13 protein-coding genes, 1 pseudogene and 1 other annotated feature are annotated in these 14,611 nt (G+C 42.4%); of the genes and pseudogenes, 8 read left to right on the top strand and 6 right to left on the bottom strand.

The annotated features are described in order from the left end of the window. Positions 1-148: 148 nt before the first annotated feature. A complete protein-coding gene (locus EV207_RS21925; RefSeq protein ID WP_132748463.1) occupies positions 149-544 on the top strand; it encodes a hypothetical protein in 396 nt (131 codons plus the stop codon). A 42-nt stretch (positions 545-586) separates the two neighbouring features. Here the strand turns inward: EV207_RS21925 and EV207_RS23245 are convergent, their stop codons facing one another. The 4 genes from EV207_RS23245 to EV207_RS21910 all read right to left on the bottom strand — a co-directional run bounded on the left by EV207_RS23245 (position 587) and on the right by EV207_RS21910 (position 3,263). Then, positions 587-724 carry a hypothetical protein gene (locus tag EV207_RS23245; protein ID WP_165887040.1) on the bottom strand — a complete coding sequence of 46 codons (138 nt, stop codon included), beginning with the start codon at positions 722-724 and terminating at the stop codon, positions 587-589. A 106-nt stretch (positions 725-830) separates the two neighbouring features. Continuing rightward, positions 831-1,952 carry a radical SAM/CxCxxxxC motif protein YfkAB gene (gene yfkAB, locus EV207_RS21920; RefSeq protein ID WP_132748461.1) on the bottom strand — a complete coding sequence of 374 codons (1,122 nt, stop codon included), beginning with the start codon at positions 1,950-1,952 and terminating at the stop codon, positions 831-833. Positions 1,953-2,057: 105 nt separating this feature from the next. Beyond that, the gene (locus EV207_RS21915; protein WP_132748460.1) at positions 2,058-2,747 is read right to left on the bottom strand and encodes a DUF421 domain-containing protein; all 690 of its coding nucleotides are present in this window, start codon (positions 2,745-2,747) and stop codon (positions 2,058-2,060) included. Positions 2,748-2,870: 123 nt separating this feature from the next. Next, positions 2,871-3,263 carry a DoxX family protein gene (locus EV207_RS21910; protein WP_132748458.1) on the bottom strand — a complete coding sequence of 131 codons (393 nt, stop codon included), beginning with the start codon at positions 3,261-3,263 and terminating at the stop codon, positions 2,871-2,873. Positions 3,264-3,393: 130 nt separating this feature from the next. Between EV207_RS21910 and EV207_RS21905 the strand changes: the two genes are divergently transcribed. From EV207_RS21905 to EV207_RS21895, 3 genes and pseudogenes are all read left to right on the top strand, one after another. Continuing rightward, the gene (locus EV207_RS21905; protein ID WP_132748457.1) at positions 3,394-3,738 is read left to right on the top strand and encodes a winged helix-turn-helix transcriptional regulator; all 345 of its coding nucleotides are present in this window, start codon (positions 3,394-3,396) and stop codon (positions 3,736-3,738) included. Positions 3,739-3,985: 247 nt separating this feature from the next. After that, positions 3,986-4,099 (top strand): annotated as a pseudogene (locus EV207_RS21900) (catalase-related domain-containing protein); the annotation flags it as partial. A gap of 179 nt (positions 4,100-4,278) precedes the next feature. Further along, a complete protein-coding gene (locus EV207_RS21895) occupies positions 4,279-6,432 on the top strand; it encodes an ATP-dependent Clp protease ATP-binding subunit (protein WP_132748455.1) in 2,154 nt (717 codons plus the stop codon). Between the two features lie 43 nt (positions 6,433-6,475). Here EV207_RS21895 and EV207_RS21890 read toward each other — a convergent pair whose 3' ends face one another. Continuing rightward, on the bottom strand, positions 6,476-7,726 hold the full coding sequence (locus EV207_RS21890) for an Nramp family divalent metal transporter (protein WP_132748453.1): 1,251 nt from the start codon (positions 7,724-7,726) through the stop codon (positions 6,476-6,478). 156 nt (positions 7,727-7,882) lie between these two features. After that, positions 7,883-8,116 (top strand) — a binding site (T-box leader). A gap of 52 nt (positions 8,117-8,168) precedes the next feature. On the opposite strand from EV207_RS21890, the gene tyrS reads away from it, so the two are divergent. The 4 genes from tyrS to aceB all read left to right on the top strand — a co-directional run bounded on the left by tyrS (position 8,169) and on the right by aceB (position 13,816). Beyond that, positions 8,169-9,416, top strand: a complete 1,248-nt coding sequence (gene tyrS, locus EV207_RS21885) for a tyrosine--tRNA ligase (RefSeq protein ID WP_132748451.1) — start codon at positions 8,169-8,171, stop codon at positions 9,414-9,416. 283 nt (positions 9,417-9,699) lie between these two features. Next, a complete protein-coding gene (locus EV207_RS21880) occupies positions 9,700-10,896 on the top strand; it encodes an NAD(P)-dependent malic enzyme (protein ID WP_132748449.1) in 1,197 nt (398 codons plus the stop codon). A gap of 110 nt (positions 10,897-11,006) precedes the next feature. Next, the gene (locus tag EV207_RS21875; RefSeq protein WP_132748447.1) at positions 11,007-11,774 is read left to right on the top strand and encodes an IclR family transcriptional regulator; all 768 of its coding nucleotides are present in this window, start codon (positions 11,007-11,009) and stop codon (positions 11,772-11,774) included. A 446-nt stretch (positions 11,775-12,220) separates the two neighbouring features. Next, the gene (gene aceB, locus EV207_RS21870) at positions 12,221-13,816 is read left to right on the top strand and encodes a malate synthase A (RefSeq protein ID WP_132748465.1); all 1,596 of its coding nucleotides are present in this window, start codon (positions 12,221-12,223) and stop codon (positions 13,814-13,816) included. A gap of 62 nt (positions 13,817-13,878) precedes the next feature. Here the strand turns inward: aceB and EV207_RS21865 are convergent, their stop codons facing one another. Next, positions 13,879-14,505 (bottom strand): hypothetical protein, encoded by a 627-nt coding sequence (locus tag EV207_RS21865; RefSeq protein ID WP_132748445.1) that lies wholly within the window; start codon positions 14,503-14,505, stop codon positions 13,879-13,881. Positions 14,506-14,611 lie beyond the last annotated feature (106 nt).

The following is a 14,611-nucleotide window of genomic DNA, read 5'->3' as shown; positions in this document are numbered from 1 at the left end:
TATGACAAAAAATAAAATTAAAAAATCCCGGAAACATCAATGGTATGAATGCCTCCGGGATTTTAGTTTGTTAGATGTGCTGCAAAAGTAGGGAGTCGCTGCGGCACTTCTTAGTAAAATGGGGTATAATAAAGAAGAGAAGGTGCAAGTGAAAATAGAATTTTTACGAATCCTGATTCGTCTCGAATTAGACCCAGTAAGAACTGAAATGTTAACCGCCTTTTTTGAAACCTACTTAAATTTAAATACCGATGAGGAACAACATTTGGAAAAGGAATTACAAGTCCTAAATTCTGAGGAGGTGAGGGTATTGGAACTAATATCATCTTATCGTCGAAAGGGTCGAGACCAAGGCCGAATAGAGGAAGGGAAAATGTTGTTCTGCAAATTCCTTGACGTTCAGTTTGGTAAGGCTTCAACTTCTCTTCAGGAAAAAGTCAAACAAACAGATGACCTTTCAAGATTAAATAGCCTGACTGATCGAATTTTTGCCGTTAAAAGTTTGGAAGAGGCAAGAGAGGTCATTGATCATACTTTTATTTAAGCAGATGCCGAGGGGAATAAAAGACACCCAAAACGGCGCCTCTTATTCTTGATCGGCCCAATCGTAGTTAATACTATCGGCCATGCCATTCTTATCGGCACGAGTTATAGCTAATGGTTCAAGGCTTTTAGCGGTCTGTTTATTTTTGGAAACCTCAACATCAAATTTTTTATTGCTCAAATCTCCTTTATATCATATCCATGCAAGTCCTTCTTGAATTGTTTTCCTTTTTTTTACTGTGACATTCTTCCCGTTTTATTTAGGACGATCTTATCTTTTGTTTCATTTAATTGCTGATGTTTGCTTTTAGTTTTGTAAAATCTATGTTTTCGTAATATGTATTTTTAACAAGTAGATTTGGGCCGAGACATTTCACAGCAGGGCAATGACAGTTAAGCGACCCGGCTGTCTCTGAAGATATCCACAATTTGTAGGCGTCCGGTAATGAGGTGGACCGGATATTTCCCAGCGGTGGTGTATCACCGAAATCGGTCACAATGATTTCCCCATCGAAGATATTGATGTTAAGGCGTGAACGGCCGTCAGGGTCATTTCTTACTGTGACATTTTTTCCATTGTAAAGCCGTTTTAGAAGCTCCAAATCTTCTTGGTTAGTACTGCATGGATAAAACGGCAGTGTGCCAAACAGCATCCAAACATTCTGGTTACGGCAATCTAACAAGCGGTGAATGCCTTCCCGGATATCTTCTAGTGAAGAAACTTCCAAAGCGCTCGCAAAGTCGCTTGGGTACATTGGGTGAATTTCATGGCGCTGACACCCCATTTCAACAACTTGCTCATGGATTTTGTCTAGTTTCGGAAGAGTCCGTCGATTGAGCATTGTTTCCGCTGAAACAAGAACACCCCTTCGTGTTAGTTGTTTAGCGTTTTCAACCATCCGATAAAAGAACATCTCACGTTGTTTTAAAGAAGGCTTTTTCTCCATCACAGCAAAGCCCATTTCCGTGAAATCATCAACGCTGCCATAATTATGCGAAATATGGAGGACATCAAGGAAAGGGATAATAAGTTCATAACGCTCAAGGTTCATCGTTAAATTTGAATTTATTTGAGTGCGAACGCCTCGATCATGGGCGTATTTTAATAACGGGACGACATAATCCTTCACTGACTTCATTGAAAGCATCGGTTCGCCGCCAGTAATACTTAGAGAACGCAAATTTGGGACATCATCTAAGCGGCTGATAAGAAGGTCCAAGGGCAGGGGATCAGGGTCCTTTTTCTGAAGGGTATATCCTACTGCACAATGCTCGCAGCGCATGTTGCATAATGCGGTTGTTGTCAGTTCAATATTTGTCAGTTCCATATGTCCATATTGTTCAACATCCATGTACGCTTCCCAAGGGTCATGATCAGGCGTAATAGGTTTTGCAGTCATCATTTTCATCGTATTGTCTCCCTTGAGTGAATTTTTTCTCTCAAGTAGAGAGTATATCATAAAACCAAACACCAAATGCCGCCTATGGAATAATTTTAAAAAGACACCCATCGTTTATTGCTCCTCAGTTTTTCCAACAAACAGGGAGCCGTCACTTTGGATTTCTGCGAAAAAGACATGTTTAACATTGAGTACGCCTGCACTTTTTAACTGGTTTTCTAACCAGGTCTGGTTGATGTTAAATTCCTCCATATTTTTGCTAACCACTTTGCCGTCAACGATCAGTTCAGCTGGCAAATGGCGGCGTGGAACTGTAAGTACATTCATATCCTTTTTTGTGACCGTCTCGTTCTCAGGCACTTTTAACACGGTCATCTCCCCATTAGGTTCTAGGATGGCATACTCCACATCCTTTACTGAAAAAACATCCTTAGTCCGGAGCATCATGCTTAAATCGTCCATGTTCAGCCTAGAGCGTTTCATAGCCTTCTTTTGAATAATTCCTTTCTTAATAACAATCGCCGGTTCACCGTCTAAGATGATACGGGCTTTAGAGGATTTTAAACTAATAATTTCGATGACTATCGTAAGAACTGTCCATAAGACCAGGGCTGTGATGCCATCGATCACCCGAACATTCTTGTTGGAAACCATTTCAGCAGCAATGTTACCCATCGCAATACCAGTTATGTATGTGAAAAAGTTCATTTGACTCAATTGCTTTTTACCTAACAAGCGGGTTAACAGAAGCAAAACAATGAATCCTGTTAATGTCTTAACTGATATAAAAAGAATTTGTTCCATTTTTTCCTCCTGGGGCGAAAATAGCTATATAGCTATTTTCGCCTAGTTTTAAATGAATAAACCTGCAGCATAAAAAAGCCTTCGGCAATTAATAAGAAAATTACCGAAGGCTGTTATGAAGATTTATAAATGGAATAAAACGTAACTTCCAGGACCGGTTAGCGCAACCGCTAAAGCAACAACAATTAAAATCAAATTGTACTCAAATCCGCCAGATGTTACCCAAAATGCTTTCCTGTGGACGGTTATGAGAGCAACAAACATCGTTACAATAATGAGCAATGCTCCAATCCAGGTGAAAACTCCCGCAGCAAATAGCAGCCCGCCGGCGAATTCACCAAGACCGGCGAGTAACGCCATAAGGTAACCAGGCTTTATTTTAATCGATTCAAAAAAGCCGGCAGTGCCTTTTAAACCGTGACCTCCAAACCAGCCAAAAAGTTTTTGTGAACCGTGTCCAGCCATAATAAGACCGACAACAAGACGTATGAGTAAAAGTGCAAGATTCGTTAGCATACTTACTTCTTCCTAGTTTTCTATTTTTTTAATGTAACTAACTTTATGTAAGTATAATAAAATAGGTCACTTACTTTTGTCAAGTAACTATGGTAAAATAAATTTATAATAATAATGGAGATGACGAACCATGACGCATCGTATTGACATGTGCCCGCGTTTTGAATCGGCTTTTGAAATTTTGGGGAAAAGATGGACGGGGTTAATCATCAGGGTAATGCTTTCCGGCCCGCAACGATTTAAGGATATTGCTAAAAATATCCCGCATTTAAGTGACAGGGTCTTAACAGGGCGTCTTAAAGAATTGGAGGCAGACGGTATTGTAATACGTCATGTCTATCCTGAAACACCGGTGAGAATCGAGTATGAATTGACAGAAAAAGGCCGGGATCTAAAGCATGTGATGGATGCCGTCCAGGCCTGGGCGAGTGATTGGATCGAAATGGACGAGCCCGAAGAGCCCAAGGGAAAATAAATAAAATCAGCGGCAGGACGCCATTTGCGGGAGCAATTCTCGGAAATGGCGTCCGCTTTTTTGGTTAACCAGAAAGCATAGTTATGCTCCTCCACTTCGTTTTGTCGCAAGGCAGCAAAGAAGCGGATTCAAGCAGTAGCCTTTCTGACGCACATAAGTGCACTGGCTAAAGACGTAACATCCTGTTACAACGCCAGTACTAGCACGTCCTGTGCGTCCCAACTACGCTTTGTCTTCACCAAAGGCTCGCCAAAAGGAAGAGATCCAGCTAAGACAAATTGAACATTTTTATAAAGCTGATCCAGAATACGGGACGAAAGTTGCTGAAGGTCTTGGTTTAACTTTAGCCGCTGATAAATAATTAGGCAAAGGGGTTGAAAGTCAAAGAAGGTCAGAGTATAATGTCATTAAGGTCAAAGAAAGTCAAAGTCAAACTTTGATTAACTCATTGTTTGATCATTATTCTTGACCTTTCAAATACCATAGATGTTAACATGACATTTCAAATGAGAGAAATGAATGATACGAGGAGGCATTGCCATGCATTGTAACAACTGTAATGTTAATCCCGCTGTGATTGAAATGAATATACAAATTAACGGAACTAAAAAGCAGCTTCACTTGTGTGAGGCATGTTATAAAGAAGTGAAAAATGAACTTAAAACACCGTCTTTCTTCAGCGGCGGCGGTTCTTCATTTGACGATTTCTTTAAAGGTTTTATGCCGCAGGCTAGCGGCATGGGCGACCAAGGACTTGAACAAGGCCAGTCCCACCCAAACACTCAAAAAGGCGGCATGCTTGATCAATTCGGCAGAAATCTTACCGATGCGGCTAGAATGGGTCTCATTGATCCGGTGATAGGACGCAGGAAAGAGATTGAACGTGTTATTGAAACGTTAAACCGACGAAACAAAAACAATCCGGTTCTAATTGGTGAACCCGGCGTTGGTAAAACAGCGATTGCCGAAGGTTTGGCTTTAAAAATGATTGAAGGTGATGTTCCTTCAAAATTAATGAATAAAGATGTCTATTTGCTCGATGTATCATCCCTTGTTGCTAACACGGGCATCAGAGGTCAGTTTGAGGAACGGATGAGGCAACTCATTGCCGAGCTTCAAGAACGCAAGAATACAATCGTCTTTATCGATGAGGTTCATTTACTGGTTGGTGCCGGGTCTGCCGAAGGCTCGATGGATGCAGGCAACATATTAAAACCGGCTTTGGCACGCGGTGAATTGCAGATCATCGGTGCCACGACGTTAAAAGAATATCGCCAAATTGAGAAGGATGCGGCGCTCGAACGCCGTTTCCAGCCGGTCATGGTTCACGAACCGACTAATAGTGAAGCGATGGAAATTCTAAGTGGCTTGCGCAGCAAATATGAAGATTACCATGAGGTTCAGTTTACCGACGAAGCTCTTAAAGCATGTGTGACATTGTCCGATCGCTACATCCAAGATCGCTTCTTGCCAGATAAAGCAATTGATTTGATGGATGAAGCTGGTTCAAAAATCAACCTTTTAAATACGAACGGTGACGATGACTCTTTGAAAGAGCGGCTTAATCAAATCGCTTCAGAAAAGGAAAAAGCAACGAAGGACGAGGATTATGAGCGGGCAGCGAAGCTTCGTGATGAAGAAGCAGAGCTGATAAGTAAGCTTGACCAATTTGAAAGAGACAGCAAAGATTCTGCAAAAGGCAAAAAAACAGCAGTGATTGAGGTTGAAACAATCCAGGAAATTGTCGAAGGAAAAACAGGTATCCCCGTTCGCAAGCTGCAAAGTGACGAGCAGAATAAAATGAAGCACTTGGCTGAACGCCTCAACGAGAAAGTGATTGGACAAACAGAAGCTGTAGAAAAGGTGGCGAAATCGATCCGCCGCAACCGTACAGGCCTGCGCCGCAGCGCACGCCCAATAGGTTCATTCCTTTTCATCGGACCAACCGGTGTCGGCAAAACAGAATTAGCAAGAACACTTTCAGATGAAATGTTCGGTGACCGCGAAGCTATGATCCGCCTTGATATGAGTGAATACATGGAAAAACACTCTGTCTCGAAATTAATCGGCTCACCCCCTGGGTATGTTGGACACGAAGAAGCAGGACAGCTGACTGAACGCGTGCGCAGGAAGCCTTATAGCATTATTTTGCTGGATGAAATTGAAAAAGCGCACCCTGATGTGATGCATATGTTCCTGCAAATTCTTGAAGACGGCCGTTTGACCGACAGTCAAGGACGTACCGTCAGCTTCAAGGATACTGTCATAATCATGACAAGCAACGCTGGTGCTGGGGATAAGAAAATTACCGTCGGATTTGGTAACGAAGGGGAGAATGCAGAACCAAATATGACCGATTCTTTGGGACAATACTTCCGTCCGGAATTCTTAAATCGTTTTGACGACATCGTTCAATTCCAGTCACTTACAAAGAACAATCTTGTTGCAATTGTTGATTTGATGCTTGATGACATCGAAGCTGCAACGAAGGAACAAGGCATTGAATTGACAGTGACCGATGAAGCGAAGAGAAAATTGGCTGAACGAGGCTACAATCCTACATTCGGTGCCCGTCCGCTCCGCCGTGTTCTTGAAGAAGTTGTTGAAGATGGCATTTCTGACCTCCTTCTGGAAAAAGAAGAAGTCAAACAGATCACCGTTGATGTTTTTGATGGTGAAGTGAAGGTGAAGTAAAAAAAAATGGCGCCTGGCACTTTTGTGCCAGGTGCCATTTTCTTTAAAATATACTGATTAATTTATTAATAGTTAAGACGAGGAATAGGATAACACTTAATGTCAAAACAATGTTTGACAGCCATTTGTTGCGGTCTTGCGCCGGAACCCTTTTTTTGGAGTTTAAGAGCCAAATAAGTGTGATGGCCAAAAATGGCATGAATAAGGCGCCAAGCGCACCGTAGGCGATAATCAACCCGACCGGTTTTCCGATAAAGAGCAAAAGCATCGGGGGGAAGGTTAACCAGAATACATAGAAACGGTAAGATTTTGTTTTATTTAGATCCCCGCTTTGAACAGGTGAACGGCTAATTGTCCGGATAAAATCCGCGAACAAATAGGACACACCGTTCCAGACACCAAGAACGGAGGTGAATGATGCCGACCAGAAACCGATAAGGAATAACCAGCGAACAGCCGGATCTAATTCGTTACCTAAAATCGAAGCAAATTTTATTAAACCTGCTTCACCGTTAATTGGTGTTCCAGTACCATAGAGCAGGGCCGCGCCCATTATTAATAAGGCAATTGTGAAGATGGCGGTAATGATATAAGCTGTGGCCGAGTCAAACCGCATTCCGGGAATAAAGGAGCGGCCCTTCCAACGATTTTCCTGCAGCCAATAGCCATAGGAAGCCATGGTGATCGATCCGCCCACACCGCCAATAAGCCCGAGTGCATACAAAATTGAGCCTTTCGGCAAGCTTGGCACCGCGGTATCCATCATCCCGCCAAGCTTTGGCAGGACCAGTATGGCCGCGCCGATTACAGTTATGAACATCAAACCTACAAGGACGGTCATGATACGTTCAAATGTTTTGTACTTTCCTGACCAAACGAGGATAAATCCAGCTATACCATGAATGACAGCCCATAACCAAAATGGAACGGCTGGAAACATTGCTTTCATAGCTAAAGCACAGGACGACATGCCGGCTGCGCCATATACAAAGCCCCATATTAAGGAATAAACGCCAAAATAGCCGGTTGCCCAAGGGCCCATTGAACGCCAGCCTTCAAGAATGGTTTGTCCGCTTGTTAAGTGCCAGCGGCCAACCCCTTCATTCAGTGTAAATTTAATGATAGCACCGATGATGATTGCCCAAAGAAAAACAAGGCCGAATTTCGATCCTGCTACAAGAGCAGCCACGAGATCCCCTGCACCGACACCCGTGGCAGCAACGATCAAACCAGGCCCGATAATGGACCACTTTTTTGGCTCCCGATCCCTATCGGATGTTTGTCCTTGATCCATAATAATAACCTCCTTTACCACTTTAAACTAAGATAATATCTCCTTTATTATATCATTAACTCTGCATGAATTCTGAAAGTATTCAGATTACCCGATAAGTATTGACAAATTTATTTTATTTATGATACAAATATTTTAATAAACTTATTCTTATATAAAACTGCTGTGACAGGAATTAGTAGCCGTTATCTCCCTGCAAATAGAGAGCTGGTGGATGGTGCAAACCAGTGCAAAGATAGATGCCTCGGCGAATTACATCCTTGAGCTTTCCCCGGGAACCTAAGTAGCGGGGAACGGTGTTCGAGCCGTTATATCAAATTAAGCGGAACAAGCGTGTCCAAACACGCTTTCAATCTAAGGATGGTACCGTGCTGAATCAGCGCTCCTTTTTTATAAGGAGGGCTTTTTTTAGTTATAAAAAATACAAGAGGAGCAGATGACAATGGATATTTTGCAGGACCTGGAATATAGAGGATTATTGAATCAGGTAACAGATGAAGAAGGCTTAAGGGAAGCCTTAAAAAAACCAATCAAATTTTATTGCGGCTTTGACCCGACCGGTGACAGCCTGCATGTCGGTCATTTGCTTATCATTACGACAATGATGAGATTTCAGAAGGAGGGCCACTTGCCGATCGCTCTAGTTGGCGGGGGAACCGGCCTTATCGGGGACCCAAGCGGGCGTTCAACTGAAAGGTCCCTCAATACACATGAAGTAGTGGAGGGCTACGTCCAAAAAATTAAAGATCAGCTCTCACGCTTCCTTGACTTCGAAAATCAGGCGACATTGGCGAACAACTATGAATGGCTTGGCGGACTGTCATTAATTGAATTTCTAAGGGATGTCGGCAAGCATTTTCCGCTGAACTACATGCTTTCCAAAGAATCTGTGTCTGCTCGGCTTGAGGGGGGCATTTCTTACACCGAATTCTCTTACATGATGCTGCAGTCCTTTGACTACTTGAATCTGTATGAGAAAGAAAATTGTCGCTTGCAAATCGGCGGCAGTGATCAATGGGGGAATATCACAGCGGGCCTCGAGCTGGTGCGCCGTGAGGGTCATGAAGAACAGGCTTTTGGTTTAACCTTCCCGCTGATCACCAAAAGTGACGGCACCAAGTTTGGTAAGTCAGCCGGCGGCGCTATTTGGCTCGATTCCGACAAAACGTCGCCTTATGAGCTCTATCAATTTTGGATTAATACCGATGACCGCGATGTCATCCGTTTCTTAAAATATTTTACTTTCTTATCTAAAGAAGACATTGAAGCACTGGAAAAGGAAGTTGAGACAGCACCGGAAAAACGTGTGGCCCACAAGACATTAGCCGAAGAGGTCATCAAGCTTGTCCATGGTGAAAAAGCCCTGGAGCAAGCAATCAGAATTTCAGAAGCACTTTTCAGCGGTAATTTAGCTGACTTAACGGCTGAAGAAATCAAACAAGGATTTAAAGATGTGCCATCATTTGATATGGATGCTAGAGAGGAGATCGGACTGATTGACCTGCTTGTGAAAGCTGGTGTCTCGTCATCCAAGCGCCAAGCCCGTGAGGATATCAAGAACGGAGCAATTTATATTAATGGCGAGCGGCAAACACAGCTTGATCATATTGTCGGTGCGGACGATCGGATTGAAGACCAATTCGTCATTATCAGGCGCGGGAAAAAGAAATATACTCTCGTTAAATATTAATCAAGATGAAGAAGCATACCTGGCCATTTGCAGGTGTGCTTCTTTTCCTTTGTAAAATAAATTTAATTTTCAAAAAGTGTGTTGCTTGCGGAACGATATCATGTTATGCTATTTTTAAAATTTTTTAAGAATAATTGAAACGCTGTTTCCCAATAGGAAACAAAATGGAAGTCTATTCGTGTATTTTAATACTACAATACTTTAACGCTAAAAACAATTAAATTATATTCCTGCTGTTAAAACGCGAAAAGGGTCCTTTCAATTTTATAAAGGAAGGTGTAAAATGCTGAATTTACAAGAAGAATCACTTAAGCTTCATCTGAAACTTAAAGGAAAGGTAGGGATTGATCTAAAAGCACCGATTGATAATGCTCTCGATCTCAGTCTTTTGTATTCCCCTGGAGTCGCTGAACCTTGCAAGCAGATTTTTGCCGATCCCGAGAAAATCTATGATTACACAATGAAAGGCAATGCAATTGGGGTCGTATCAAATGGAACCTCGGTGCTCGGACTTGGTGATATTGGCGCAAAAGCATCGATGCCAGTAATGGAAGGAAAGGCGGCATTGTTTAAAGCGTTCGCTGACATAGATGCATATCCTATCTGCCTGGACACCAAAGACCCTGATGATTTTATAAAAACGGTAAAATCATTGGCACCGACATTTGGCGGCATTAATCTTGAGGATATTGGGGCACCTCAGTGTTTTTATATTGAGGAACAGCTTAAAAAGGAAATGGATATTCCTGTCTTTCATGATGATCAGCATGGAACAGCGATAGTCGTCGCCGCCGGATTGATCAATGCGCTGAAAGTTGCCGATAAGTCTCTTAAGGAAATCAAAGTTGTTGTTAACGGGGCTGGAGCGGCAGGAATTGCAGTAATAAAGCTCTTATTAAACATGGGTGCCGAGAATATTATTTTATGTGACTCAAAAGGCATTATTTATGAGGGCAGACCTTCCGGTATGAATCCGATAAAAGAGACAATATCAAAGTTAACAAATAAAGGTAAAGTGACCGGAATATTGGATGATGCTATTTCGGGGGCAGATGCCTTCATCGGCGTCTCCAAAGCTGGTTTATTGACTAGAAATATGGTGCAAACGATGAATCGTGATGCGATCATCTTTGCGATGGCAAATCCGGTACCGGAGATCATGCCTGATGAAGCCAAAGCAGCGGGAGCAAAGATTGTTGGAACAGGGCGGTCTGACCTGCCAAATCAGGTTAACAACGTTCTCGCCTTTCCAGGTATATTCCGCGGTGCGCTCGATGTACTGTCTACGGAGATAAATGAGGAAATGAAAATGGCAGCAGTCTATGCGATTGCCGACCTCTTGGAGCCTCAAGAATTAACCCCTGAATATGTCATACCAAACCCACTTGATAAAAGGGTAGTCCCTGCCGTCGCAAATGCGGTCTCTTTAGCGGCTCAGAAAACTGGGGCGGCCAGGAAGCTGATTCCTGTAAATAATTAACCCGCTAAGAAGGTCATGCATGGCTGTAACATATCTTTGTATCCCGGAATCAACTGCTATGATATGATGAAAGAGGGTTGTTCAAAGATATGGTGCGAGGTGAGCCTTTAGTGGAAAGGGAGAATAGAGTCAAATCTGTTGACCGTGCACTGGATATCATCAAAATTGTTAGTTCTAATAAGGAAGGATGCGGTGTCACAGAAATCGCCAACCAAATCGATATTAATAAAAGTTCAGTCTATCGAATCTTGGTAACGCTGGCACAGCACGGCTTTATTGAACAGGATGAATCATCCGGAAAATATAAAATCGGTTACAGTTTTTTAGAAATTAGTTCAAGTCTTCTCGAATCCATAGATATTAGATCGGAAGCCATGCCATTTTTGAAAGAACTTGAAAGCGAGACAGATGAAGTCGTCCATCTAGTCGTCTACGATCAAGGCGAAGTGGTATACATTGAGAAACTAGAAGGAAATCAAACGCTTAGAACCCATTCAAAAGTGGGCAGAAGAGCACCAATGCATTGCTCAGCCGTCGGGAAAGCGATCCTGTCACATCAGACTCCCGCAGAAGTAGCGGAGATCATTAAGCAAAATGGATTGCCAAAGCATACAGATTATACAATCACAAATAAGGGACGGTTTCTGCAAGAACTTGATGATATTAAAACAAAAGGATATTCTCTTGACTTGGAAGAAAATGAGTATGGTATTATTTGCATTGCTGTTCCCGTTTTTGATTACCTCGGTAAAGTGATGGCAGCCATTAGTGTTTCAGGGCCGAGCATCCGTATGAGTGAGGATCGCATCGCTTGTTTAAAGCAAAAAATCATTGAAAGCGGAAGCAAAATATCGGCCAGATTAGGATACAAAAAATAGAAAAAGGATTTTAAAGGGTTATTCCCGAAGCGAAAGGCGCTTTGGGGAATGACCTTTTTTCTGTTAATCAGAAAGTATAAGTGCTCCTCCACTTCGTTTTGTCGCAAGGCAGCAAAGAAGTGTAGCAAGCAGTAGCCTTTCTGACGCACATAAGTGCACTGGCTAAAGACGTAACATCCTGTTACAACGCCAGTACTAGCACGTCCTGTGCGTCGCAACTACGCCTCTGTCTTCGCCAATCGGCGAGTTTTCTTTACATTTTCTTATATTCAATGAAGTAATCAGAATAGTCAATTGACTAATGTGGCTTTTGGTGATTAAATAAAAATAAAGAACATAAGCCTATTTTTAGAAATGGATATTTTTTTGCGCATAAAAGGGAACTGCGTTTCTTAATAGCAAACAACTAATTTAATCAGAAAGGAAGATTCATAATGACAAACCAAATGACCACATTACCTGAGGGTGTAAAAGTAAACGGTGACATAACACCAGAATTCGCTGAAATCCTTACTCCTGATGCGCTAAAATTTGTGCAAAAGCTCAATCGGGAATTTTCTGATACCCGTGAAGCGCTTCTGCAAAAACGACAAGAAAGACAAGCAGAGATTGATAATGGCAAAATGCCGGATTTTCTACCGGAGACAGAAAAAATAAGAAACAGTTCTTGGACGATTGATCCGCTCCCTAAGGATCTCCAAGACCGCCGTGTTGAGATTACCGGACCGGTTGACAGGAAGATGGTCATTAATGCTTTAAATTCAGGGGCAAAGTTGTTCATGGCAGATTTTGAAGATGCTAATGCACCAACTTGGCACAATAACATTCAGGGGCAACTTAACTTGCGTGATGCCGTTAATGGAACGATATCGTTTGAGAATAAGGAAAACGGAAAGAAATACAAGCTTAACAATGAGACAGCGACACTAGTTGTTCGCCCGCGCGGCTGGCACCTTACTGAAAAACATGTGCTTATTGACGGCAAGCCTGTTTCCGCAAGTTTGTTCGATTTCGGGCTTTATTTCTTCCATAATGCAAAACAGCTGATAAAAAAGGGGACCGGTCCTTATTTTTATTTGCCGAAAATGGAAAGCCATCTTGAAGCAAGGCTTTGGAATGATGTCTTTGTCTTTTCTCAAAAAGAACTGGGGATACCTAATGGGACGATCAAGGCGACGGTCTTGATTGAAACGATTCTTGCGGCATTTGAAATGGATGAAATATTATATGAGCTTCGTCAGCATTCCGCCGGTCTAAATTGCGGGCGTTGGGATTACATTTTCAGTTATTTGAAGCGTTTCCGCAATCGTCCTGATGTCATATTGCCTGATAGACAACAAGTCACAATGACGGTGCCTTTTATGCGCTCCTATTCGCTATTGTGCATCAAGACATGCCACAAACGTCATGCACCGGCTATCGGTGGAATGGCAGCCCAAATTCCGGTGAAGAATGATCAGAAAAAGAATGATGAGGCGTTAGATAAGGTTCATGCAGATAAAGAGCGTGATGCAACAGACGGTCATGACGGTTCATGGGTGGCGCATCCCGCGCTTGTTCCTGTGGCAAAGGAAGAGTTCGACAAATATATGCCGGCACCTAACCAAATTGACCGCCAACGTGAGGATGTTAAAGCAACGGCACAAGATCTTATAAGGGTCCCTGAGGGAACAATAACAGAAGAGGGGATGCGAACAAATATTAATGTCGGTATTCAATATATCGCGTCATGGTTTCGCGGAAATGGCGCAGCCCCGATTAATCATTTGATGGAGGATGCGGCAACCGCCGAAATTTCCCGTGCGCAAGTGTGGCAATGGATCAGACATCCTCGGGGTGTATTAGATGATGGAAGGGACATCACCATGGCATTATTTGAACAGTTTTTGGGTGAGGAGATGCAGAAGATTAAGCAAGAGGTCGGTGCGGATCAGTTTGCTTCAGGCCGATATGAAGAAGCGCGCGATTTGTTCTCAAGACTGACCAAAGATGATGAATTTGCCGATTTTCTAACGATTCCCGGTTATGAATATATTGATTAGTCATAATGACACTTAAAAAGAGGACCCTTTATTTATTAAAGGGTCCTCTTGCCAAGTTTTCTTTATACATAATGCCCATTGCCCAAGAGCACGGGCATCCACTTCTTAGCTTGATCTAATAGGTCAAAAACGGTTTGAATATGTTGGCCGGATTCCGTTATTAGGTCCATATTTCTTTGATTTAAGCCGTCAAGATAGGTTTTCTTAGCTAAAATGACTTCGTCGCCCACCTGATTATACACTTTTTGGACGCTTTTAAGTTCTTTCGGAGCATCAAACTTTTTGAGTTTTCTAGCCTGTGATTCAGCGTCCTGCCATTCCTCGGTTACATTCTTTTTCCATTCTTCATCATGAGTAAGCTTGGGATTATTTGATGCCTGTCTTGAATAATCACCAATATTTGCGAGCGAGCTAGTGATTTCATCGATGCTTTTGGATACGGAGCTGCGGTATTCTTTGACATCTTTTCGATCTGCCAAATCATTCATTTGTACGATTGGATTTTGGCTGTTTGATTGCACCATGATGGCATGGTGTCCTTCTTCCGCAACAAAATTTATAAAGCTAAGGGTTAACAGGGTGACACCAAATATGCCGCCAAAGAAGAGCATAAAAATGCTGGATCCAATTTTATGCTTCCTCTTTTTTAAAGCGTAAGCCCTTATTAAAAAAATCCCGGATATAACCAAACCTATTAAACCCTGAAATATTCATAGTCTAATGTCGATGTCCCAAGAAATTGGGTTATATCAGGGTTTTCAATGCCATAACTTTCACCTAAAAAATGAAAGGGTT

Source organism: Scopulibacillus darangshiensis (assembly GCF_004341035.1).
GTDB classification, from domain to species: domain Bacteria; phylum Bacillota; class Bacilli; order Bacillales; family Sporolactobacillaceae; genus Scopulibacillus; species Scopulibacillus darangshiensis.
The sequence above is the reverse complement of the archived record's forward strand: the minus strand, read 5'-3'. Positions and strand labels throughout refer to the sequence as shown.